This is a genomic window from Ancylobacter polymorphus, assembly GCF_030813495.1.
In the GTDB taxonomy this organism is placed as follows: Bacteria; Pseudomonadota; Alphaproteobacteria; order Rhizobiales; family Xanthobacteraceae; genus Ancylobacter; species Ancylobacter polymorphus.
Window position 1 is genome coordinate 733,940 of sequence record NZ_JAUSUI010000001.1, and the last position, 22,644, is coordinate 756,583.

At 67.6% G+C, this 22,644-nt stretch carries 16 protein-coding genes and 1 tRNA gene; 8 read left to right on the top strand and 9 right to left on the bottom strand.

All coding sequences use genetic code 11. From position 1 onward, the window contains the following. Positions 1–146: 146 nt before the first annotated feature. Genes J2S75_RS03810 through J2S75_RS03820 form a run of 3 tightly spaced genes read right to left on the bottom strand, consistent with a single transcriptional unit; the run spans position 147 to position 3,333 of the window. The gene (locus J2S75_RS03810) at positions 147–2,009 is read right to left on the bottom strand and encodes an FUSC family protein (RefSeq protein ID WP_307018327.1); all 1,863 of its coding nucleotides are present in this window, start codon (positions 2,007–2,009) and stop codon (positions 147–149) included. Beyond that, the gene (mdtN, locus tag J2S75_RS03815; protein WP_307018328.1) at positions 1,993–3,042 is read right to left on the bottom strand and encodes a multidrug transporter subunit MdtN; all 1,050 of its coding nucleotides are present in this window, start codon (positions 3,040–3,042) and stop codon (positions 1,993–1,995) included. Before mdtN ends, J2S75_RS03810 begins: the two co-directional genes overlap by 17 nt. A 3-nt stretch (positions 3,043–3,045) precedes the next feature. After that, positions 3,046–3,333 (bottom strand): YtcA family lipoprotein, encoded by a 288-nt coding sequence (locus tag J2S75_RS03820; RefSeq protein WP_307018329.1) that lies wholly within the window; start codon positions 3,331–3,333, stop codon positions 3,046–3,048. Positions 3,334–3,626: 293 nt separating this feature from the next. Between J2S75_RS03820 and J2S75_RS03825 the strand changes: the two genes are divergently transcribed. Continuing rightward, positions 3,627–4,739: a linear amide C-N hydrolase gene (locus tag J2S75_RS03825; protein WP_307018330.1), complete on the top strand. Its 1,113-nt coding sequence runs from the start codon at positions 3,627–3,629 to the stop codon at positions 4,737–4,739. Between the two features lie 34 nt (positions 4,740–4,773). Next, complete coding sequence (locus J2S75_RS03830) at positions 4,774–5,634, top strand: hypothetical protein (protein ID WP_307018331.1); 861 nt, start codon at positions 4,774–4,776, stop codon at positions 5,632–5,634. 3 nt (positions 5,635–5,637) lie between these two features. On the opposite strand, the gene J2S75_RS03835 is transcribed toward J2S75_RS03830, so the two are convergent. Further along, the gene (locus tag J2S75_RS03835) at positions 5,638–6,537 is read right to left on the bottom strand and encodes a helix-turn-helix transcriptional regulator (RefSeq protein ID WP_307018332.1); all 900 of its coding nucleotides are present in this window, start codon (positions 6,535–6,537) and stop codon (positions 5,638–5,640) included. A 140-nt stretch (positions 6,538–6,677) separates the two neighbouring features. On the opposite strand from J2S75_RS03835, the gene J2S75_RS03840 reads away from it, so the two are divergent. The 6 genes from J2S75_RS03840 to J2S75_RS03865 all read left to right on the top strand — a co-directional run bounded on the left by J2S75_RS03840 (position 6,678) and on the right by J2S75_RS03865 (position 12,149). Next, a complete protein-coding gene (locus tag J2S75_RS03840; RefSeq protein ID WP_307018333.1) occupies positions 6,678–7,817 on the top strand; it encodes an ABC transporter ATP-binding protein in 1,140 nt (379 codons plus the stop codon). After that, entirely contained in the window at positions 7,798–8,961 is a 1,164-nt protein-coding gene (locus tag J2S75_RS03845; protein WP_307018334.1) for an ABC transporter substrate-binding protein, read from the top strand. Before J2S75_RS03840 ends, J2S75_RS03845 begins: the two co-directional genes overlap by 20 nt. Before the next feature lie 88 nt (positions 8,962–9,049). Continuing rightward, entirely contained in the window at positions 9,050–9,910 is an 861-nt protein-coding gene (locus tag J2S75_RS03850) for an ABC transporter permease (RefSeq protein ID WP_307018335.1), read from the top strand. Further along, a complete protein-coding gene (locus J2S75_RS03855; RefSeq protein ID WP_307018503.1) occupies positions 9,910–10,725 on the top strand; it encodes an ABC transporter permease in 816 nt (271 codons plus the stop codon). The genes J2S75_RS03850 and J2S75_RS03855 overlap by 1 nt, the downstream gene beginning before the upstream one ends. A gap of 7 nt (positions 10,726–10,732) precedes the next feature. Then, positions 10,733–11,494 carry an SDR family NAD(P)-dependent oxidoreductase gene (locus J2S75_RS03860; RefSeq protein WP_307018336.1) on the top strand — a complete coding sequence of 254 codons (762 nt, stop codon included), beginning with the start codon at positions 10,733–10,735 and terminating at the stop codon, positions 11,492–11,494. A gap of 178 nt (positions 11,495–11,672) precedes the next feature. Next, on the top strand, positions 11,673–12,149 hold the full coding sequence (locus J2S75_RS03865; protein ID WP_307018337.1) for a hypothetical protein: 477 nt from the start codon (positions 11,673–11,675) through the stop codon (positions 12,147–12,149). A gap of 129 nt (positions 12,150–12,278) precedes the next feature. Here the strand turns inward: J2S75_RS03865 and J2S75_RS03870 are convergent, their stop codons facing one another. The 5 genes from J2S75_RS03870 to J2S75_RS03890 all read right to left on the bottom strand — a co-directional run bounded on the left by J2S75_RS03870 (position 12,279) and on the right by J2S75_RS03890 (position 22,594). Then, positions 12,279–14,579 (bottom strand): pentapeptide repeat-containing protein, encoded by a 2,301-nt coding sequence (locus J2S75_RS03870; RefSeq protein WP_307018338.1) that lies wholly within the window; start codon positions 14,577–14,579, stop codon positions 12,279–12,281. Positions 14,580–14,585: 6 nt separating this feature from the next. After that, positions 14,586–16,370, bottom strand: coding sequence for an LBP/BPI/CETP family protein (locus tag J2S75_RS03875; RefSeq protein ID WP_307018339.1), 1,785 nt, complete (start codon positions 16,368–16,370; stop codon positions 14,586–14,588). Positions 16,371–16,382: 12 nt separating this feature from the next. Next, positions 16,383–20,273, bottom strand: a complete 3,891-nt coding sequence (locus J2S75_RS03880) for an NHL repeat-containing protein (RefSeq protein WP_307018340.1) — start codon at positions 20,271–20,273, stop codon at positions 16,383–16,385. A 498-nt stretch (positions 20,274–20,771) separates the two neighbouring features. Further along, positions 20,772–20,857, bottom strand: a tRNA-Leu gene (locus J2S75_RS03885). A 42-nt stretch (positions 20,858–20,899) separates the two neighbouring features. Further along, complete coding sequence (locus J2S75_RS03890; protein WP_307018341.1) at positions 20,900–22,594, bottom strand: formate--tetrahydrofolate ligase; 1,695 nt, start codon at positions 22,592–22,594, stop codon at positions 20,900–20,902. Positions 22,595–22,644 lie beyond the last annotated feature (50 nt).

Genomic DNA, 22,644 nt, shown 5'->3' on the forward strand with positions numbered 1-22,644 from the left:
GCGGCGCCCTCCGGCGTCCAGGGCTGCGCGGAGTCCTGAGGCGCCGTTTTCAGGGCGCTGGTCGCGCAGCCGGCCAGAAAAAGACCCGCCACAACAACGGCTAAGGGTACAAATGTACAGGGGCGAAGGCGAAACGCGGCCATACTCTACCCCGCCGCCAGTGTGGCGATGCGTTCGGCCCGACGGGCGAGCGCATCCGAAGCATCGGCGGGCTCTGTCACGGGCTCCCCCTGCCCGGTCTCGTTACAGGCAAGCCGCTCCGCCGCCGCGGCAAAGCGCTGCGCGGTGTCGGTCGGCACATCAGGGGCGAAGATCAGCGCCGGCAGCACCGCGCCGGCCTCCTCCACCAGCCGGCGAAGACGCCGCTCGGTGGTCCCGGACGGGCGCAGGCGTGCCGGCTCGAAGGGCAAAAGTGCCAGTACGTCCCGTGACTTGGCGAGTTCGGTCTCCACGGTCGCCGCCTCCGCCATCGCCTGGCGGCGGGCGACGGGATCGAGCGTCGCCAGCCGCGCCAGTGCGGCCAGAGCCCGCGACAGCCTCTCGCGCACATCGACCACCGCGCTTTTCGGCCATATCTGCGTGAAGATGAGATAAACCACGAGATTGCCTAGCAAAATTCCGACGACGCGGTCGCGGGCGGCGTCCATGTCGGTGCTGGGGCCGAATCCGTTGAGGATGGTGAGGAGGAAGGCGAGGCCGATCTGCACGCCGCCATAGGAGATGCGCTCGCTGCCCGACGACACCCAGGCGGCGACCAGAACGCCGGCGAACACCAGCGCCATCAACCCGCCAACCGATTGAAGATGCGGGATAATATACAGGATCGACGCGAGCCCGAGCGCCGCGCCGACGAGGCAGCCGGCGATGCGGAGCGCCAGCTTGTGCACCGTCTCGCCGGTCGTGCCGAGTGCGGCGACGTAGCAGGTGACCATGGCGGTGTGGATGCCCTGCCAGTCGATCAGCGAATAGATGAGATAGCAGGCGATCGCCGCTGCCGTGGTCTTCAGCGCGTAGCGCTGGTGGTCGCTATTGGTGAAGGCATCGGGCGCGAGAAAGGGCGGCTTCGAGGCGATTAACCCATTGCCGTCCTTATATTTTCCAAGATCGTCCAGCGCCTGCGCGATGGCGGCATGGGCGCCCGCGCCCTCGCTGGCGGCGGCTTCCGGGGTGGGCCGGCGACCGGCGCGGAGGGCCTCGGCCGCCGCGCGGCAGCGCTGCGCCAGCCCGCTCTCCACACGGCCGGGAGGCAGCGCCGCCACGGCCAGAAGAAGTCGATAAGTCGTTGCCGCAGAAGAAGAAAGCCGGTCGATGGCGCGCGTCGGCGCGGTGTGGAACAGGCGCGCCAGCATGATCTGCTTGGCGTCGGCCTCCAGCCCCTCGGCCAGCGCCGCGTTGAGCGCCCGCCGCCCGCGGCCGGCGAGCGCCAGCGCCGCGGCATCGAGCCTTTCCACCAGCGTCTGGCGCAGCAGGCGGTGCGGCGACGTACCGAGCACCATGGAGAAAAGCGCCAGCAAAACCATGGGCATAACCGCCATCTGCCAGGCATAGAGCAGGCCGCGGGTGACGATTTCCCCGGCTGGCACCTGGTCGACCAGGGTCAGCACGAAGGCGATGACGAGGGCGATGATGGCGCCGATCTCGCCCAGTTGGGATGCCGAACTGAGGTAGAGAAAGGCGAAGGAGGTGGCGGCGATGACCACGATCCGCAGCAGCGGCAGCTCCGCCGTCCACTGGATGATCGGTGCGATGAGGAGGATGATGAGGCTTACGAGGACGATGAGACCGAGCGCCTGCCCGACATTTTCCGCCCCGTTCGGCCGGGTCAGGAAAATGATGAGGTAGCAGCTGATCGCCGCCTCCGGCACTTTGTAGAGCATCGCCGTGCCGCAGACGAGCGCGCAGAGCAGGGCGATCCGCCAGGTCATGGCGAAGCGGCCGGGTGCCGGCTGGAGGTCGGCCCAGATCTCGCGCAGCAGACCGCCGCCGGGCGTTTCAGCACTCCGTGTCATGGTGCACGGTCGCGGTGGCGGAGGCGCCGATGCGCATCAGCTCGGCGGCAGGGTCGAGCAGACGGATGCGCACGGGGAAACGCTGCGCCACCCGCACCCAGTCGAGGCTCTTGGGCACGATCGGCATTTTGCGCGGCAGGGTGATCTGCTCGGTCGACTGCACACCCCAGCCGATACCCTCCACCCGGCCGCGCATCTTCACCGCGCGGTTGGCGAGGGTGTAGACCGTGGCGCAATTGCCGACGCGGATGCCGGCAAGCTCGGTTTCGACGAAGGCGGCGGAGGCGTACCAGGCGCCGGTGTCGATCAGCACGAAGACCGACTGGCCCGGCAGCACATATTCGCCCGCCGCCGTCTCCAGCCCCACCACCTTGCCGTCGAACGGGGCGACGACCTTCGTGTCGGCTAGCGCGCGTTCGGCGATGGCGAGGGCCGCGCGCCGGGCTTCCACCAGCGCCACCGCCGCCGCCGTGTCGCTGACCAGAGCGAGGGCGGCCGCTTCCTGTTGCAGCGCCTGTTTAAGGCTCACCTCGGCGTCGCGCTTGGCGGTGGCGGCGTCGTCCACCTGCTGGGCGCTGACATAGCCCTTGGGCCGCAACGCCTCCAGCCGGGCGAGGGTCTGGGTGGCGAGGGCCAGATTCTGCCGCGCCCGCGTCACCTGTTCCTGCGCGATCACGGCATTGGCGCGCTCGGCGGTCACCGTGCGCTGCTTGTCGGCCAGCCCCGCCTCGGCGAGGGCGAGGTCGGCCCGCGCCTGCGCCACCTGCAACTCATAAGTGGCAGGGTCGAGCGCGAACAGCAGCTCGCCCTTCGCCACCGCCTGGTTCTCGCGCACCGCGATGGTGGCGATGCGGCCGGGCACGGAGGCGGCGATGGCGGTGACATCCGCCGTCAGCTCCGCGTCCTGGGAGAGCGGGTTCAGTTCGGCATCGCGCAGATAGTGCCAGCCCAGCAGAACCGCCCCGGCAAGGGCGATAAGGCTCACCAGCACGCCGAGGCTGCGGCGGGGCGGGGTGTGCGTGTGCTCCTCCACCTTCTAGCGCCCGAAGCCGAGAAGCGAGACAGCAAAGCCGATGGCGGCGGCGATGCAGATATAGACCGGCAGGCGGATTGGCAGCGCGTCGTCGATACCGGCGCGGATGAAGATCAGTCGCACCACCACAGCGCCGAGAATGCCGATGAAGGCGCAGAGCAGCCAGGAAGGGAAATAGGCGCCGAACAGCGGGATGGCCGGCGCCCCGGCCGAAAGGCAGCCCGCGAGAGGCAGCGCGGCAAAGATCACGGCCCCGGCGCGCAGCAGCGCACCAGCCTGGCGGCGGGGCAAAAATCGGCCCGCAGCCGCTGTGACGGAACACCAAAAGGCCAACGTCGCTCTCCGGCAGAGCCCCCGAGTCGGAGACGTCGGGTAAAGGGGTAGCAAGCCCTTGCCGCCAGGGCAAATTTCGGTTGTCGCGACGCGGCGGGCGCCGCGCGGGCTTTCGCCACCGGCTGAATCATGCCACCAACCGGGGGCGGCTGAATACCCGCCGCGCCGCCACAGACCCGCCGTCCGTCGGCGGCGCGACAGGAGAGACGCGGCGGGGCGCCGGCCCTCGCCCGAACCGGAGGACGCACCTCATGTGCACATCGCTCGGCTATCGCGACGCGGACGGCAGGGCCTATTTCGGCCGCACGCTCGAACTCACGCTCGATCTGCCCTACCAGATGGCGTATTTCCCCGCCGGCTTCGCCACGCGCTCGCAGGTGGACGGTCACGCGCCGGTGGAGTACCGAGCGCGCCACGCCATGCTGGCGGTCACCATGCCCGCCCGCGTTCCCACCGCCGAGGCGCCCGTCGGCCTTGCCGATCTCAAAGTGCTGGAAGGGCTGAACGATCAGGGGCTGACCTTCAGCCTGCTGTCCTACCCCACCGCCGGCGGCAAGCAGCGCGGCGTGGAGATGACGCAGGCCGTGCTCTCCGCTTCCGATCTCGGCAGCTGGTGCCTCGGCCAGTTCGCGACGGTGGCGGAAGTGAAGGAAGCGGTGGCGGCGCAGCCGATCCTGCTGGTGCCGCTGGCGATACTGGGCGGGGTGGAATCGCCCTTCCATTATGTGGTGCACGACGCGACCGGCGCGGCTTTGGTGATCGAGTTCGATCGCGGGGAGATGAAGGTTTACGACAACCCCGTGGGGGTGATGACCAACGGGCCGAGTTTCGACTGGCACCTCACCAATCTCAACAATTACAGCTTCCTCTCCAATGTCGATAAGTCGGCGGGGCGCTTTGGCGCGTATAAGGCGGTCCAGCCGGATTCCGGCATCGCCACGGCGGGCCTTCCCTCCTCCAACACCTCGGTAGGCCGCTTCGTCCGCGCCGCCTATTATGCCGAGTTCACCGAAAAGGCGGCGACGCCGGACCTCGCCGTGCGCGCGCTCGCCCATATCCTCAACACTTTCGACCGGCCGCGCGGGGCGAGCATCGATTATCCCGGCCAGGGCGGCGGGCATATGGAGGTGGCGGGGCTCGACCAGCCGCAGGGCCAGAGCTACGCCACCGAATATACCTGCTGGACCAGCCTGTCCGACCTCGACCGCAAGCTGTTCTTCCTGCGCGACTACCGCAGCCTCAACTTCACCCGTTTCGACCTCGGCGCGCTCACCGACCTCACCGCGCCGCGCGTGCTGCCGCTGGAACGGCTGGCGGAGGCGGCCGACGCCACCGCCGCGCTGAAGGCGGCGCTGGCGGCGTGAGCGGACATCGCCGCGCACAGGAGGAGCCGGGCCGATGAAGGGCGTGCATGTTCACCCCTCCGGCCTGCGCATCCGCGTCGGCGGGCCGTGGCCCTTCATCACACGGCGCAGCTATGCGCTGGCCGGACGGCGCATCGTCTGGCAGGCGCGCCAGCACCGCAAGGGACTGGCGCGGGCGGCGCGGGCGCTGGAGAACGCGCCGGTCCCGTTCTGGCAGACGCAGGGCTACAATTGGTGGACCGGCGCGCTGTTCGCGCTCGGCTCGCTGCTGTTCCTCACCGGCAGCCTGCTCAGCCTGCTCCCCGAGGGCATCGCGCCGGCAGCGACGCCGATCAACATCGTGTTCTTCATGGGCTCGATCCCGTTCACGCTGGCGGGCTATCTCCAGCACTTCCAGGCCGCCAATCAGAGCGCCTTCACGCTCGACCCGAACGACAACGCCGCGCCGCGCCATATCGCGTTGATCGGCTGGCACCCGCACAGCGCGGGATGGCTGAGCACCTTCTGCCAGTTCGTCGGCACGGTGGCGTTCAATTTCAATACTTTCGACCCGCTGGTGGCGGGCGCCGGCTGGGCGACGCAAGACCTCGCCGTGTGGCTGCCGGGCATGATCGGCTCGGTGCTGTTCCTCGTCTCGGGCTATCTCGCCTTTGTCGAAACCGCGCACCGCTACTGGAGCTGGCGCCCACGCCAGCTCGACTGGCAGATCGTGTTCATCAATCTTCTCGGCTGTGTCGCCTTCATGGCCGCCTCGACGCTGGCCTATGTGCCGCGCGGCGGCGAGGCGGCGTGGATAGAAGACCTCGCCAATCTCCTGCTCGGCCTCGGCGCGCTCGGCTTCTTTGTCGGCGCGGCGCTGATGATGCGCGAGAGCGCGGCGGCAGCCAAGGGTTGAACCTCAGGGCTTGCGCCGCATGATGGCGACGAAATGCGCGAAGAGGCCCGCCTGCGAGTTGATGTTGAGCTTGCGGTAGATGTTGCGGCGGTGAACCTTGGCCGTGCCGGCGGAGATCGACAGCAGCCGGGCGATGGAATCGGCCGAATGGCCCTGCAGGATGAGATCGACCACCTCGCCCTCGCGCTCGGTGAGCGACAGGTCCTGCCAGATCTTGCCGCGGTCCAGTTCGCGCGGCGCCCTGCCCTCGCCGCGCCCGCTGCGGCCGCCGGCCTCCTCGCCGATCACCTCCGCGCCCCAGCGCAGCCGGCACAGGCTGAGCACCACCGGCGCCAGTTCGCGCAGCAGCCGCACCTGCGCCGCGCCGAACACGCCGGAAGCGGCCTTGCGCATCAGCGACACCACCACGCTCGCGCCATTGGCCAGCGGCACGAAGAAGCCGACCTCCTCCGCCAGCACGGTCTGGCTGTAATAGGAGCGGTAATATTCACTGGCATAGAAGCGGTCCGGCGCCAGTTCGCGCATGCGGCGGAACCCCTCGATCCGGTCGATGGCGGCGTGGTAAAAGGGATCGAGCAGATAGGGGCCGACCTGGTAGAGCGTCACATAGACATGGCTCTCCTGCCGGTTGAAGGTTTCGAACAGCAGCGGCGGGCGCGTCGTGCCGCGATAGCCGAAGGTCACGCAATGGTCGAAGGGCACATGCGTCCGCAGCCAGGCGATGAGCGCGTGGCCGAACGGGTCGTCGCCCGGCCCGGTGCGGACATTGGCGCTGCGCTCATGCGCGGCCGCGATGGCCTCGGCCAGAAGCCGTGCCGCCAGAGCGCGCTCGCTTTCCTCCTGCCGCCCCTCGCCGCCCTCGGTGGCGGCGGAGGTCACGGCGACCTTGCCCCTGCCCACCATCTATACCCCCTTTGACTGATAATTAGGCCCGTTCTACCACTCCAAAGGTATATCCCCTGAAACGCGCCGGTATTAGCATTTTAGCGAATACGGATCCGGCCGCCACTCTGTAAAGCGACCGGAAGCTGCGGAGAACACCGGTGGCTTCTGAGACCCTCGACATCGAGTTTCGCGGCGTCAGCAAGCGCTATGGCGATGTCACCGCCGTCCACCCGACCGATTTCGCCGTGCCGAAGGGCGCGTTCATCGCCCTGCTCGGCCCTTCCGGCTGCGGCAAGACCACCTGCCTGCGGATGATCGGCGGCTTCGAGCAGCCCACCACCGGCCAGGTGCTGATCGGCGGCGCCGACATGGCGGAAGTGCCGCCCTATCGCCGGCCGGTCAACATGGTGTTCCAGCATTATGCGCTGTTCCCGCATTTCGATGTCAGCGCCAATGTCGCCTATGGGCTGCGGCAGGTGCGCCCGCGCCTGACCTCCTCGGAAATCGCCCGGCGCACCGCCGATGCGCTCGCCATGGTGCAGCTCGCCGGCTTCGGCAAGCGCAAGGTGCACGAGCTCTCCGGCGGCCAGCAGCAGCGCGTGGCGCTGGCGCGGGCGCTGGTGAACCGCCCCTCCGTGCTGCTGCTCGACGAGCCGCTCGCCGCGCTCGACAAGAAGCTGCGCACCGACATGCAGATCGAGTTGCAGAATCTGCAGCGCGAACTCGGCATCACCTTCGTCCTCGTCACCCACGACCAGGAAGAGGCGCTGTCCATGAGCGACGTGGTGTGCGTGATGAATGGCGGGCGCATCGTCCAGCTCGGCGCGCCGGATGAAATCTACGACCGCCCGGCCGACCGCTTCGTCGCCGCCTTTGTCGGCAAGACCAATTTTCTCGACGGCACGGTGGTGGAGAATGGCGGCAACGCCGCCCGCATCCGCCTCGCCAACGGCATGGAGATCGGCGCCCGGCTCACCGGCGGTGGCGCCCCCGGTGCGGCGGTGTCGGTGAGCCTGCGCCCCGAGGCGCTGCGCCTCGGCGCCGCGACGGGCGAGACCGGGCTCGGCGGCATCATCCGCAACCGCATCTTCCTCGGCTCCACCGCCGAATACGCCATCGAGGTGCCGGGCCTCGGCACGCTGCTCGCCACCGCCGACCATGACGCGGCCCGCAGCGACCTGCTGAGGCCGGGCGATGAGGTCGCCATCAGCTTCAACCCCGGCGCGCCACTGGCGTTTCCGGTGGCCGACAACAAGACCACCCAGAGGGAAACCAGCCATGTCGAAGTCCTATCGTGACGGCCTGCCGCTCTCGGCGCGGGAATTTATCGATCAGCTGCTGCGCTTCCGCCGCGGCTCCATCAGCCGCCGGCACTTTCTCGGCGTGACCGGCCTCGGCGCCGCCACGGCGGTGCTCGCCGGCGAATTCGGCCTCAAGCCGATGCCGGCCTTCGCGGCCGGTGAACTCGGCGACCGCATGTCGATCGCCACCTGGCCGAACTACCACGACCCGCAGACCTTCGTCGATTTCACCACCAAGACCGGCGTCGCCATCGAGGTGAACGTGTTCGGCTCCAATGAGGAAATGCTGGCCAAGCTGCAGGCGGGCGGCTCGGGCTGGTCGCTGTTCGTGCCGACCAACTACACGATCTCGACCTATCGCCAGCTCGACCTCATCGACCCGCTCGACCTCGCCAAGCTGCCGAATTACGACGCCGCCGCGCAGAACAAGCGCTTCACCGCCGAGGGCGAGGTGGCCGGGGTGCTCTGCGCCGTGCCGAAGAACTGGGGCACCACCGGCTTCGCCGTGAACACGAAGAAGCTCACGGCGCCGATGGACAGCTGGAAGAGCTTCTTCGATGTCGCCATGACCACCGGCAGCGGCCGGTCGATGGTGCATGACTATCAGCTCACCACCATCGGCAACGCGCTGAAATATTACGGCTATTCCTTCAACTCGCTGAAGCCGGACGAACTGGCCAAGGCCGAGGAGCTCCTCCTCAAGGTCAAGCCGCATCTCTTCGCCATCTCCAGCGACTACCAGCCCGCCATGCGCAGCGGCGACGCCTGGCTGACCATGTGCTGGACCAATGACGGCGCCCAGCTGCACCGCGACATCCCCGAGATCAACTATGTGCTCGGCAAGGAAGGCGGCGAGATCTGGACCGATTTCTACGCCATCCCCAAGGACGCGCCGAACAAGCCGGCGGCCTATGCGCTGCTGAACCACCTGATGGACCCGAAGGTGGCGGTGAAGGAGCACATCGCCAATGGCGCGCCCTCCACGGATGCGCGCGTCAACGCCCTCCTGCCCAAGGACCTGCTCGACAACCCGATCCTCTACCCCGCCGCTGATCTGCTCGCCCCGCTGGAATTCGGCGCGGCGGCGACGCTGACCGACCCGAACCGTGCCGAGCTGATGGCGCGTTTCAAATCCGCCTGAGCCGGCGCCGGCCGGGGGCGCTCGCTCCCGGCCCCGCTTCGGGAGCGCGGCCCGCGCTCCCGCCCTCCTCCCCGTGAAGTGGACAGCCATGTCGAGCGCCGCCCGCAAGCGATTGGTCACGGCCCTGCTGCTCGCCCCGGCGGCGGTGTGGCTGTTCCTGTTCCTGGTGCTGCCCTTCGCCGCCATCGTCGTGTTCAGCCTCGGCGAGCGGGCGCCGGCGGGGGGCTACGCCCCGGCTTTGACGCTGGCGCAATATGCCAATCTGCCGGCGCGGGCGACGGCGTTCTGGAACACGCTGGTGCTGGCCCCGGCCGGCGCGCTGGCCTGCCTGCTCATCGCCTATCCCGTCGCCTATTATCTCGCGCTGAAGGTGCTGCCGCAGCGCCGGCTGCTGCTGGTGGCGCTGATCGTCATCCCGTTCTGGACCAGCCTGCTGATCCGCACCTATGCCTGGATGTATATTCTCGGCGCGCGCGGCATCCCCGCCTTTCTGGAACTGGTCGGCCTGCCGGAGATGCGCTTCATCAACACGCCCGGCGCGGTGCTGCTCGGCATCGTCTATGGCTATCTGCCGCTGATGATCCTGCCGATCTATATCAGCCTGGAGCGGCTCGACCGCCGGCTGCTGGAAGCCTCGGCCGATCTCGGCGCGACGCCGTTCTCCACCTTCTTCAGCGTGACCCTGCGGCTCTCTCTGCCCGGCATGATGACCGGCTTCTCGCTGGTGCTGATCCTGCTGCTGGGCGAATATCTCATCCCAACCCTGCTCGGCGGCGGCAAGGTGTTCTTCATCGGCAATGCGCTGGTGGATCTGTTCCTGCAATCGCGCAACTGGCCGTTCGGCTCGGCCATCGCCGTGGCGCTGGTGGCGATCACCGTGGTGCTGCTGCTGGCCGCCAACCGCCTCACCGCCCGGCTCTCCGGCGCCCGACAGGTCGATCTCCTATGATGCGCGCCTTCGTCACCGCCGTTTACGGCTTCCTTTATCTGCCCATCGCGCTGGTGGTGCTGTTCTCCTTCAATGCGGGGCGGCACGCGAGCGAGTTCACCGGCTTTTCCTTCCAGTGGTACGGGCGGGCGCTCTCCAACACCTTCCTGATGGAAGCGCTGACCAACAGCCTGATCGTGGCGACGACCAGCGCCGGCCTTGCCTCGCTGTGCGGCACCGCCGCCGCCATCGGGCTCGGCCGCGCCGGGCCGCGCACCCGTGCCGTGTTCGACGCGCTGTTCGGCGCCGCCATCGTGGTGCCGGGTGTGGTGATCGGCATCGCCACGCTGGTGGCGCTGGTGCAGCTGTTCGGCATCGTCAATCCCGCGCTCGCGGCGCTGTGGCCGGGCGATACGCCGCCGCGCCTCGCCCTCGGCTATGGCTCGATCATCGCCGCGCATGGGCTGTTCTCCACCGCGCTCGTCACCATGATCGTGCGGGCCCGGCTCGGCGCGCTGGGGCGCGACATGGTGGAAGCCTCCAGCGACCTCTATGCCGGGCCCTTCACCACCTTCCGTTGCATCGTGCTGCCGCAGATCCTGCCCGCCATCCTCGCCGGCTTCCTGCTGGCCTTCACCTTCTCCTTCGACGATTTCATCGTCGCCTTCTTCGTCGCGGGATCGCAGACCACGCTGCCGATCTATGTCTTCGCCTCCATCCGGCGCGGCGTCACGCCGGAGATCAACGCCATCGGCGCGCTGGTGCTGGCGGCGTCCATCGTCCTCGTCATCGCGGCGCAGCTTCTGCTGCGCCGGCGCACGCCGGCTTCCTCGTAGGTACATCATGATTCTCAAGGACAAGATCGCCATCGTCACCGGCGCCGGCTCAGGGATCGGCCGCGCCGGAGCGCTCGCCATGGCGCGCGAGGGCGCGCATGTCATCGTCGCCGACCGCGACGGGGCTTCAGGTGAGGCGGCGGTCGAGGCCATCCGCGCGGCGGGCGGGCGCGCCGAGGCGGTGCGGACCGATGTCGATGTCGACGCCGACATCGAGGCGCTGGTGGGCGGCACGCTGGCGCGTCACGGACGGCTCGACATTCTGCACAGCCATGCCGGCGTGCAGGTGGGTGGGCCGCTGACCGAGGTGGCGCCGGACGGCATGGACCGTTCCTGGCGGATCAATGTCCGCGCCTCCTATCTCGCCGCCCGCCTCGCCATGCCGGCGATGATCGCGCAGGGCGGCGGGGTGATCCTGGTCACCGCCTCCAATTCCGGCGTGTTCTACGACCGCGAGATGATCGCCTACACCACCTCCAAACACGCCGTCATCGCCATGGCGCGGCAGATGGCGATCGACTATGCCCGGCACAATGTGCGGGTGAACGCGCTCTGCCCGGGCTGGGTCGATACCCCGTTCAACGAGCCCTTCATCGCCCAGATGGGCGGGCGCGCGGCCATCGAGGCCTATGTGCGCGAGAAAATCCCCATGGGCCGCTGGGCCAGCGCGGAGGAGATCGCGCAGGCCATCCTGTTCCTCGTCTCCGACCGCTCCTCCTTCATGACCGGCCAGGCGCTGGTGGTGGATGGCGGCGAGAGCATCGGGTAAGAGATTAGCCGGCTTATTGTGGGCGCCCGGCGGGCTTAAAGCGCCGCCCGGCGCGTGTGGGGGCGGCCGCAAGCGATCCATCCAAAAATCGGCTTTGACGGTGTGGCCGCGCGATTGGTAGCCGGGTAGACGGAGCCAAGGGGTTCCCTAGCGGTATCGACAGCCAAGGACGCCCATCATGACACGTCTATCCCTGCTGGCGGGCCTCGCCGGCGCGCTGCTGCTGAGCGGCGCGGCGCAGGCGCGCGAGAGCTTCAGCATCATCCAGGACAAGCCGGAACTCACCCATATCGACCTTGGCAAGGAAGGTGCCTCGCATGGCGACATGCTGGCGTTCGAAGCCGCCTTCACCACCCCGGACGGCAAGAAGGGCACGATGAGCGGGCTCATCACCACGGTGGACGTGCCCGACGGGGCCGGCGACAAATTCTTCGACCGCCTCGCCGACATCGTGCTCGACTTCGGCAATGCCGATACGCTCGTCATCGCCGGCCGCTCCGTCTATGCGGTGGGCGCCGGCGAGATGGTGGTGGACGCGCCGCAGGTGCGCGCCATTGTCGGCGGCACCGGCCGGTTTATCGGCAAGCGCGGTCAGATGACCACCACCCGCCGCGATGCCGGCCATTACGAGCACAAGATCGAGCTGGTGGACTAGGTCATTTCACTGTTTCATGGGAACGGTGAAATGATCTAATTCTTTGTTTTGTCGCGTTTTTTCACGCGAACCGGAATCCACTTCGCTCGACAACGCTCTGAGCTTGCGCCCGACGCGCCGGCTGGCGGATCAGCCGGCGCGTCGGGCGGCCAGAAACGCGAACAGCGCCATCCGGCCGCTGCGCACCAGCGCATAGCGCGACCCCGACGGCCCGATGACGGCATCGCCGAGCGCATCGGTGAAACCGACGCTGCCGGTGAAGGCGGCCCCTTGCGGCAGGATCGACCAGTCGCGCAGCAGGAGCAGATCGGTTCCATAGGCATTGAGCCCGGCATCGTCGTCGAACACCGCGATCCTGGAAAAGCCATAGGGCCCGGCAAAGGCGGTCGCGGCCGGGACGATGGAGAAATAGCTGCCGCTGGCGATCGGCGCCTGATTTGCCAGCGCATAACCATTGCCCCGGAACGCGGCGACCAGGGCCGCGCTGGCGGCGGTTTTCTTGAGATCCGCGGCGCTCGTCTTCGACAGCTGAAACAGGAAGACGCCCGAAGTGGCGTCGAAGACGAGAAATGAGGTGGGGGCCGCCTCGACCCGATAGAGGCGCGGCGCAGTGGGGTCGGAGACCGCCGCATTGTCGATCTGCCAGACATCGACGGTCGACACCCGCGCCTGTGCCCCGAACGGATAGCCCGCCGCGGCGAAGAGGGGCGCCGCGCCCGAAAGGTCTCCCGCCGCCAGCTTCGGCTTCTGGTCGCCCGGCAGGATGAGGATCGGCACCCCCTTTCCCGTCGCCACCAGCGCACGGTAGAACTGCGCCGACAGCAGTGTCGCCTGCGCGAAATTCACCCCCAGCACCGCCGCGCCGGCAAAGCGCGTCATGCCGTTGCCGGCGCCGGCCGCGACCAGCACGCCGGACATCTTCACCTGGCACAGAACCGCATTGCTGAAGTCGGCGCCCGACAGGAACGCCTGGGTGAAATCGGTGCCGACGAAAAACCCGTTCGCCAGAGCGGCATTTTCGAGATCGGCATGGTCCAGCGTGGCGCCGTCGCCATACCAGCGCGCGAAGCTCAGATCGGCGCCCGACAGCCCCGCTCCGCTGGCCCGGGCCCCGAAGGCCAGCACCCCCGCGAGGCAGGCGGGCGGCAGCGCGGTCTCACGGAACACCTCGATCTTCCCGGCCAGCAGCGTGAGCAGGAACGGCCCGTTCTGCTCGTCGTCGATGCGCCATTTGAGACCGGCCGCCAGCACCAGCACGGGCGCGCCGCCATTCAGGGTAACGCCCGCCGCCTGGAACGCCGCGATCAGCGCCGGCGTCGGGTAGGCCTTGTGGTCGAGATCGTCGGCAAAGCTCGCCGCGAGGGCGAAAAGATAAGAGCGCGTGCCGAAGGCCGCCTTCGCCAGATCGGCACCCGACAGGTCGGCGCCGGTGAAATTGGTGCCATGCGCCCGCGTGCCGCGCAGGCTGGCCTTGTTCAGCCGGCACCGGGTCATCGTCGCCCGGTCGAGCGTGGCCTGATCGAGCACGGTCCTTTGCAGCGAGGCCTCGCTCAGAAAGGCGTCGGCCAGCGTGCCGCCGGAAAGGTCGATCCCGTCCAGCGTGGCCCCGGTCAGGTCCGCCCCGGTGAGGTTGGCACCGCGCATGTCGAGCGCGCAGGAAGACGGTCCGAGCACCGCGCCGCCGGCGGCGGCCTGAGCCAGAACCAGATTGCGGGCGGATTTCGGACGCCCCCAGGCGGCGGCGCGCAGATCCGCACCCGTCATGTCGGCGCCGTCGAACACGGCGTCGTCCGCCGTCGCCGACCCCAGCCGCAGCCCCGCCATCCGCGCAGCCGAGAAATCGGCGCCCCGCGCCACGGCGCCGTCCAGCACCGCGCGCGACAGGTCGGCGCCGGTGAAGTCGATGGCGCTCAGGTCCTCGCCCGAGAAATCGACGCCACCAAGGTTGGCATTGCGCGCGCCGACGCGCCGCAATTCGGCGAGCGAGGGGGTGATGGTTGCGGCGAGGAAATCGTGCCCGCTGGTTTCCGAGGGGTTGAGCGTCAGCAGCGGAGCCGTGAGATTGGTGGAATAGTAGACCGGCCGCCACGCCGCGCCGTCGAAAAGGCTCCAGCTCTCGATCCCGGCGCCGCTGGCGGTGCGGCGAAACGGCGACGCCTGGGCGCGGGCGTCGACGAAGACAATCCAGTTGAGTTCATTCGTGGTGTCGAGGCTCAGCCACCGCCCGTTCGCCAGCTGGATGAGGACATCGCCGTCCGCCCCGGTCTGGTAGAGGGTGGCGAGCGCCGTCGCGCCCGGGCTGGCGAGGCCCATGCAGGGCAGCTCGATCGTCTTGGAGCCGGAGATGCGCACGCGCTGCGGTGCGAGATAGACCGCAGCGGCGACGCCCGACGAGGCAAAGGTGAACTTGCCGGCAAAGACCCCCGCCAAGAGCGTCTACTCCGCCGCGATGGCGTAGACGCGCATCTCGCCAGTCTCCTCATCCCGCCGGTTGACCAGGGTGTGGACGACGCCGCGCAAGGCCACCGGCAACTGGGACGGCTTGAACTCCAGCTGGGACGAGATCGAGATATAGCCGTCCTGGATGCTCAGCGTCGATTGGGTCAGCAGGAACGAGAAGCCCTGGGCGATCGGGATCGCCACGCCGCGCTGCCCCATGCCCTGCATGGCCGTGGCATAGGCACTCTCGCCCGCCACCGGCCAGAGAATCGTGCCGAAATTCTGCTTCGAGAAGCGGGGGATGGTGGTCGACTGGAACGTCACCGCATTGTTCGCATTGGCGAAGCTGAACATCATCGACTGGGCGTTGGTACTGGTCGTGCCCAGCGACAGATCGGTCATGACATCGGTGCGCTGGAGATCGAAAATCAGGTTCGGACGCGGCGTGGCGCCGTTTTCGACGTAGATTTCGAACTGCATCGACTGCGTCGTCACCTTGCCCTTCTGGCTGACCGCGCTCTCGATGGTCGCAAAGTACTGGTTGGAAATGCCGGTATCCGTCATGTCGGATTCGAGCTTCGACTGGCTGGCATAGGCGTTGCCCGAAAACGCCATGAGCTGTTGATAGACGGACGCCGGCAGCTGCGACTGCAGGAGGTTCATGGCGTCGGTGGTGAACAGCCAGACCTGCTGGAAGGCCGTCACAGGTGGGCCGAGCGGGGTGATCTGCGCGGTAAGCGCGACATTTCCGTACTGCGCGAACGCCGGCTCATAGGCGGCATAGGTCGCGGCTTTGAGAGCCGACGGATTGGGCAGATCCGACGGTGTGACCGTCAGGTTGAGCAGGCCGGCGTTGAAATACGCCCAGGACAGGCCGTTGATCGCCCAGTCCGAGACATAGATGTTCATGAACTGATCGTCGCTGTCCGCCGGCACCGCCGGGATCGGCAGGACGGGCGGAGTACCGCCGGTATAGGCCTGGCCATTATAGGAGGCGACGCCGGTGGTGCCGACCGTCACGCCATCGGCGTTCGGAAAGCCAAGGCCGTCCGGCCCGAGCGCATAGTTGAACTTGATGCCGTTGCCCAGGTCCGTATTGCCGTCGATGGACTTCAGCACGCCCGAGAGGATTTGGCTGATCGGCGTCTTGAAGTCGATACTGGAGATCGCCGCCGCGGTGGCATCGCTCACCTTGGTCGAGAAGCAGCCGGCGCTGGTCTGTCCGTTGACCGCGCTCTTGCCGGGAATGTTCGCCGTCGCGCCGCTTGCCACGCCGGTCGCCGCCGTCACGTTGAAGCTGTAGGTGTTGGTGGCCGCGTTATAGACGAACTCGGTCGGCACCGTGACGGTCATCCCGCCGAAACCCGGATTGTAGCTGAACGTATCATCCGGATAACTCGTGTTGCACGAGGGAAACGAACCGGGCGTACTGAAGCAGGTATAGTCCTCATAGGTCTCGCGCCAGTCATAGGTCGCCGAAAAGGCGCCGGCGCTCAGGACCAGCTGGAACTGGTTTCCCGCCGGCGTGCCGCCGCTGCCTTGCGTGACCGACGAATAGGACGGGTTGAACCCGTTCAGCCGGCCATTGGACAGCTGGATCTTGAACTGGGAATAAGAGCTGAAATAGCCAAAACCCGCCTGGGTGAAGTCCGGTATGTCGATCGTGTTCGGCGGCGGGGTCAGGTTCTGCAGTTTCTTGACGGCCGCGCCGCTGAGCAGGGATTGGGAGAAGAACTCGATGCCCTTCTTGCCGATGGCCAAGGTAACGCCCTGAACGCTCATCTCTCATCCTCCTCAAGCCGGAACCGTGTAGACTTGGATCGTCTGGCCGGTGCGATAGATGTGGTAGACCGCCAGCCCGTCCTTGATCGCCCAGGCGCCTTCGCGGTCGATCACCTCGATCGAGGCGCTCGCCGTGAGCGGACGGCCCTTGGCCTTGAACGCGGCCGCGACAACCGTGATGTTGCGCTCGTTCAGCGCCTTCTGCAGCGCGATATCGAGATCGAACAGCGGCGGGGTGGGCATCCAGTGGCTCACCTGCGGCTCGGGGCGACCGCCGGCGCCGCGCAGCGTGCCGAAGCCGAGGCCGAAGACATTGCGCCAGACATCGACCGCGATCTTCGCCATCACGGGATATTGCAGGTCCTGGACCACCGAAGGGTCGGGACTGCGTGACAGATGGGTGCCGTCCGGGGCGTAGATGTCCAGCATGTAGTTCTGCGGCTGGCTGCCGTCGCCGTAATAGCTGAGAACATACATGTGGCCCTGCGCCTCGACGCCGAGATCGAGATAGGTCGGCGTGGAGGCGGCAGGCGCGAGCGGGAAGAAGGAGAGGCTCCGCTTGATCAGCGACATGCCGGCATCCGCGCTCGACGGAGAAATCTCCCACGCCTGCCCGAGCAGGGGTGCCGTGATCGCCCACGCCTTTGCCGGATCGACCACCTCGATCGCGACGCGGCCCGGAAGGCCGAAGACGCTGATCGCCTCGTCCACCATCTCCAATTGCCAGACGAGCCCGCGCGGATCGACGATGCGCCACGCCTGCCCCGCGCGGATGACGCGGAGCTGCGCGCTGACATCGGGATTGTCCATCTGCGCGGGATCGAAGCTCGGCGTGATGCCGGTATTGGACAGGGCGGAGATCAACGGGCCGTCCGGCGTATAGTGTCCGGTGTCGAGTTCGGCCGCGACATCGGCATCGATGATGCCGAGCAGCGTCTGGCCGGCGGCGACGAGCGCGGTGTTGAAGACCTCCGGAATCCGGCCGGCATTCAGCTCCTCGGCGATCGCGGCCGTCGGCAGCTCGAACAGCGTGCCGGCCCAGGTGAAACAAGGCACCGGGTTGCCCTTGGTGTCGAAGGCCTGCACGCGCCTGTTGATGGATTCGAGCAGCAGCAGGCGACCGTCGGGCGCCACCGCCATGGCCTTCGGCCCCCGGATCAGGCCCTCGCGAATGCCCTCGCCCGAGACGTAGAAGGCCTCCGGCGCCTTGTCATCTTCGGTCGGGACCTCCGGCAGGGGCGCCAGCAGGATCTTCTGCTTCTGGAACGAGGCACCGACGACCAAGTTCGAGGGATGAACCGCCAGCGCGTCGAGCTGGTTGATCGGGAAGCGCGCCCATGATTTCAGGTCGCTGCCGGTCAGGCCGAAATCGTCGGAACCGTCATCAAGCACCACCTGCCGCAGATTGTTGCCGCCGTCGCGGGGATCGAGGATGAAATTCTGCTGGTTGATGCTTTGCCCGTCGCCCACCGCCGGCGCATAAGCGATCTGCGGCGACTGGGTGAAACCGATCTTGGAGAATTTCAGCCGCGAGGACGGGTGCGCCAGCACGGAAAGGTTCTGCACCGCGTAGAGCTGCTCATTGCTCGGCGGCGCCGAGAGCCTGTCCGGCGGGAGCGACATACCGGAGGCGCGCCAGATATAGCCGACCTGGAACGCCGTGTTGTTGACCGTGATGGAAACGGGCTGGCACAGCGTGCCGCCGCTGCCGCAGTCCAGCGCGGAGAGGGTGGCCACCGGCGGGGCGCCCTCCTTCCAGACATAGGCGCCGTTTTCGAAGGCGATCTGTTCCTTGAAGCGATACTGGGTGTCCGCCGACAGCGGCACCAGCGTCTCCTTGATGTTGGCATCCGGCAGGGCCAGCGTTGTGCCCTCATTGGGCACCGCCTTGAGATTGCCGCTCTCCCACGACCCGGCCAGCCATCCATTGCTCGAATAGATGCCGAAGATGATCTTGAACGCGCCGCCCGCCGGCACGTCCTCGAACCTCAGCGCGATCGGCGTGTCCGAGGTGGTGGCGGGCATGGGGCCCTTGAGTTCGAAATTGGTGCCGTCCTTGTACTGCAGCAGCGCGTAATAGCGCGTTCCCACCGCCGGCCAGACCGCCGTGGAGGGATGGCCGGCCTCGCCATGGGCGGGGTCGGGGTGCATGGTCAGCGTCACGTCGATGGCGCGCTTGGCCTTGATCCGCACCGTGGCGGGCGAGGACAGCACCTCGATGGTGGTCTCGGCGATGGCCACGAACCCGACCGCCACCGCCGCTGCCTTGAGGATGAGGCCCACCGGCCCGAAGGCGCTGGAAAGCTCGCCGGCCGCAACCTGCTTGACGACCCATGCGCCCAGCTTTTCCAGGCCCTTCTTCAGGATGAGGCCCAGCGCCGTGTTCGCCAGCGCGAACACCACCTTCTTGACATTGGTGAGCGCCGCCGCCGTGGCCGACCCGCCGCCAACCACCGGGATGCCGATGGCGATGGCCGCCGCCGTGAGATCGCGGTCGCTGACGATGGCGTTGAAGGTCTGGGTCGAGGTGATGATCTTGCCCGCCACCATGAAGATGCCGGGAATGCCGTACTGCCACAGGCCGGTGAGCAGTGCGCCGGGGGTCGAGACCTCCTCGACCCAATCGGACGTGCCCAGGCTGCCGAACAGCAGTTCCACCGCCGCCGCGCCCTCCAGGTCGAAATCGAGCGCGGTCGGGTCGGTCGGCATGGGAATGCCAAGGACGGCATTGGTGGCGGAGATGGACCAGAGCTTCCTGACCCCGCTGATCGGCGTCCCGGCCTCATCCAGCAGGCGATAGCCGACATAGAGCGTCCGCATGAACACGTTGCTGGCGTTGATCGAGAAACGGTCCTGCGCATTGACCTTGATCGACGCGGCATCGGCCCGCACGCCGAAGCTGGTGCCGGTATGGTCGAGCGTCCATTTGTAGGAGGCCGTGTCCGCCGCCGCGGCGCGCCGGGCGGCGGAACGGACGGGGTCGACGCCGTCGCGGCGCGTCGCCGTCTGCCCCGAGGTCGGGGTCCAGGTCTTTCCCTGCAGCCTTGTGTCGTTGGAGGCGGTGAGATTGGCCCGCGCGATGGGCGCCCCCATGGCATCCTCGACGCCGGGCACGACGGTGTAGGTGTAGAGCGGCTGGCCGGTCCTGAAGCCGCCCTGCTCCGGGTCGAGATCATATTCGGCCGTGAGCGGATTGCCCTCATGGTCGGTGCAGGCGACAACGGGGGCCCAGTCCGCACCGGCGGCGTCGATCGCGGCGCTGAGGATCTGGATGTTGTTGAACTGGTCGGGATCGGTGCGCGGATCGCCCAATATGTGGTCGTACATCAGCACGGACTGGGTATAGGGCTGGACGCTGGCGAGATCGGGATGGTGGCCGACCAAGCTGCCGGCGGTGGAAGTGAGGTTGACCACCGCATTGCTGGCGACGAGGAGGCGCACCGCCTCCTCCGTGTTCTTCGGCAGTTCCTTGACGCCGAGCTGGTCGAGGATCGCCGAGAAACTGCCGGGCCGCACGAAGGACCCGCGCACGCCGAAGGCTGTATGCTCGACGGCCGGGCGCCGATAATAGGCGATCTGCATCCGGAAGAATTCACGCAGCGCCTCTTCGGGAATGTGGTGGGTCATGCGCACCATCTGCCGGAGATGAACCTCCGGGCGCTCGGGCATGACCAGCCGCACAAGGGTCACGCCGCGCGGCGCGATATCCTCCGGCGGGACCCTGATGTAATGGGTGAATGTCGACCGGGCGGTGTCGGAATAGGCGAACAGGCGGTTTGAATCGACGGCGGCGTTCAATGTCCGGTCGTCATGCTCGCGAATGTCGAAATGCCGCGCGCCGATGGCAAGCTGAAGGTCTCCGGAAATATCGAGATCGCTGAGATCGACGTGAAACGTCTTCATGGTGCCGGCCCCCAAACCCGCTGTGACGTACATTCAGAGATGATCTTCCGCCGATACTCGACCTTTCGAGAGAATGACGGGTGCCGCTCGGCAACCGCTCAGGAAACTGGCGCGCCCTTATCATCCCGGACCGGCTTTCGCCCGTCCGGGATGGCCCGCAGACCCGACAGGGATCACGGCCGTTCAGGCGCACTCCTCCGCTCCCCCGCCTTCCGGCGGCGGCCGGAGGGCGGAATCCCGCAGACATCTTGCAACAGGCTAGGAAAGGCCGGGCGACGCGTATCGAATGGAGATATCTACCCCACGTTGCATCCGACATCAGGTTCGGCGGGCGAGCGCCGCGTGTCAAGCACGATCTTAGGTTGTTACTATCGCTTGTGCACTTTTAGGAATTTCGGTCGCGAAGGCCGGCCGGCCTGACCGGGCAACGGCACGCGACAGCGCTGCATCCTTTGGACGGATGGGCGCGCACGGCCCGGATGCCGGCGCCAGGGTGAATGGTGCGGGCGGCCGGGCTCGAACCGGCACTCTCAGAGAGAAACGGATTTTAAGTCCGTTGCGTCTACCTGTTTCGCCACGCCCGCAAGGCTCTCGGCGGTGGCGATCCGCCGCTTTCGGAGGTGTCTTCAGAACACCCCGCCGATGAAGCCGGTCTCGTCGACGAAGATGTCTTCCGCCGCCGGGCGCGAGGGCAGGCCGGGCATGGTCATCACGTCGCCGCACAGCGCCACCACGAAGCCCGCGCCGGCGGAGAGCCGCACGTCGCGCACCGGCAGCACGAAGCCTTCCGGCGCGCCGCGCTTGGCCGGGTCGGCGGAGAAGCTGTACTGCGTCTTGGCCATGCAGATCGGCAGATCGCCATAGCCCTGCGCCTCGAACTCGGCAAGCTTGCGCAAAGCGGCGGGCTCGATCGCCACCGAACCCGCGCGGTAGATGCGGGTGGCGATGGTCTCGATCTTCTGCACCAGCGGCAGGCCGCTGTCATAGAGCGGACGGAAGGCGGAAGGGGCCTCGGCGAGTGCCGCCACCTCCTCGGCGAGACCGAGCGCCCCGGCCGAGCCCTCGGCCCAGTGCGAGCACAGATGCACGCGCGCGCCCACCGCCGCGCAGGCGGCCTTGATGGCGTCGATCTCGGCCGGCGTGTCGCTGGTGAAGCGGTTGATCGCCACCACCGCCGGCAGGCCGAACGCCTTCATGTTCTCGATATGCCGCACGAGATTGGAGGTGCCGGCGGAAACCGCCGCGACATTTTCCGGCCCGAGGTCCTTCTGCGCCACGCCGCCATGCATCTTCAGCGCCCGCACCGTGGCGACGATGACGACGACCGAGGGCGCCAGCCCCGCCTGGCGGCACTTGATGTCGAGGAACTTCTCCGCGCCGAGATCGGCGCCGAAGCCGGCTTCCGTCACCACATAATCGGCAAGGCCGAGCGCGGTGCGCGTCGCCATCACCGAATTGCAGCCATGGGCGATATTGGCGAAGGGGCCGCCATGCACCACGGCGGGCGTCGCTTCCAGCGTCTGCACGAGGTTCGGCTGGAAGGCGTCGCGCAGCAGCGCGGTCATCGCGCCGGTTACGTTCAGTTGGCCGGCGGTGATCGGCTGGCGGGCGCGGGTCTGCGCCACCACCATGCGGCCGAGCCGCTCTTCCAGGTCTTCCAGCGAGCGGGCGAGGCAGAAGATCGCCATCACCTCGCTGGCCACCGTGATGTCGAAGCCGTCCTCGCGCGAGAAGCCATTGCCCGGCCCGCCGAGCCCGACGACGACGCTGCGCAGCGCGCGGTCATTGAGGTCGACGACGCGCCGCCAGTTGATACGGCGGGTGTCGATGTCGAGCGCGTTGCCCCAGTAGATGTGGTTGTCGATGGCCGCGGCGAGCAGGTTGTGCGCGGCGCTGATAGCGTGGAAATCGCCGGTGAAATGCAGGTTGATGTCCTGCATCGGCACGATCTGCGCATGGCCGCCGCCGGTCGCTCCGCCCTTGGAGCCGAACACCGGGCCGAGGCTCGGCTCGCGCAGCGCGATGGCGACGTTCCGGCCGGCGCGGGCCAGCGCGTCGCCCAGGCCGATCGTGGTCGTGGTCTTGCCCTCCCCCGCCGGGGTCGGGTTGATGGCGGTGACGAGGATCAGCTTGCCGTCGGCCTTCGCCTCGGCGGCGCGGGCGAAGCCGAGCGCGATCTTCGCCTTGTCATGGCCGTAGCGGTAGAGATCGGCGGCGGGCACGCCGAGCCGGGCGCCGATCTCCTCGATGGGACGCGGCGTCACGGAGGCGGCGATCGCCGCGTCGCTGGTAGGGTCGATGGTGCGCGCCGCGGTATTCATGAAGGCTCCCGTTACACTTTGCGCCGGTCACGTGTCGCCGGTCGCCTTTC

Bases quoted from the DNA above. Each gene is read 5' to 3' on its own strand.
- J2S75_RS03835 (WP_307018332.1), bottom strand. From the start codon at position 6,537: ATGGTGGGCAGGGGCAAGGTCGCCGTGACCTCCGCCGCCACCGAGGGC.
- J2S75_RS03810 (WP_307018327.1), bottom strand. From the start codon at position 2,009: ATGACACGGAGTGCTGAAACGCCCGGCGGCGGTCTGCTGCGCGAGATC.
- J2S75_RS03825 (WP_307018330.1), top strand. From the start codon at position 3,627: ATGTGCACATCGCTCGGCTATCGCGACGCGGACGGCAGGGCCTATTTC.
- J2S75_RS03830 (WP_307018331.1), top strand. From the start codon at position 4,774: ATGAAGGGCGTGCATGTTCACCCCTCCGGCCTGCGCATCCGCGTCGGC.
- J2S75_RS03865 (WP_307018337.1), top strand. From the start codon at position 11,673: ATGACACGTCTATCCCTGCTGGCGGGCCTCGCCGGCGCGCTGCTGCTG.
- J2S75_RS03855 (WP_307018503.1), top strand. From the start codon at position 9,910: ATGCGCGCCTTCGTCACCGCCGTTTACGGCTTCCTTTATCTGCCCATC.
- J2S75_RS03875 (WP_307018339.1), bottom strand. From the start codon at position 16,370: ATGAGCGTTCAGGGCGTTACCTTGGCCATCGGCAAGAAGGGCATCGAG.
- J2S75_RS03850 (WP_307018335.1), top strand. From the start codon at position 9,050: ATGTCGAGCGCCGCCCGCAAGCGATTGGTCACGGCCCTGCTGCTCGCC.
- J2S75_RS03890 (WP_307018341.1), bottom strand. From the start codon at position 22,594: ATGAATACCGCGGCGCGCACCATCGACCCTACCAGCGACGCGGCGATC.
- J2S75_RS03845 (WP_307018334.1), top strand. From the start codon at position 7,798: ATGTCGAAGTCCTATCGTGACGGCCTGCCGCTCTCGGCGCGGGAATTT.
- J2S75_RS03860 (WP_307018336.1), top strand. From the start codon at position 10,733: ATGATTCTCAAGGACAAGATCGCCATCGTCACCGGCGCCGGCTCAGGG.
- J2S75_RS03880 (WP_307018340.1), bottom strand. From the start codon at position 20,273: ATGAAGACGTTTCACGTCGATCTCAGCGATCTCGATATTTCCGGAGAC.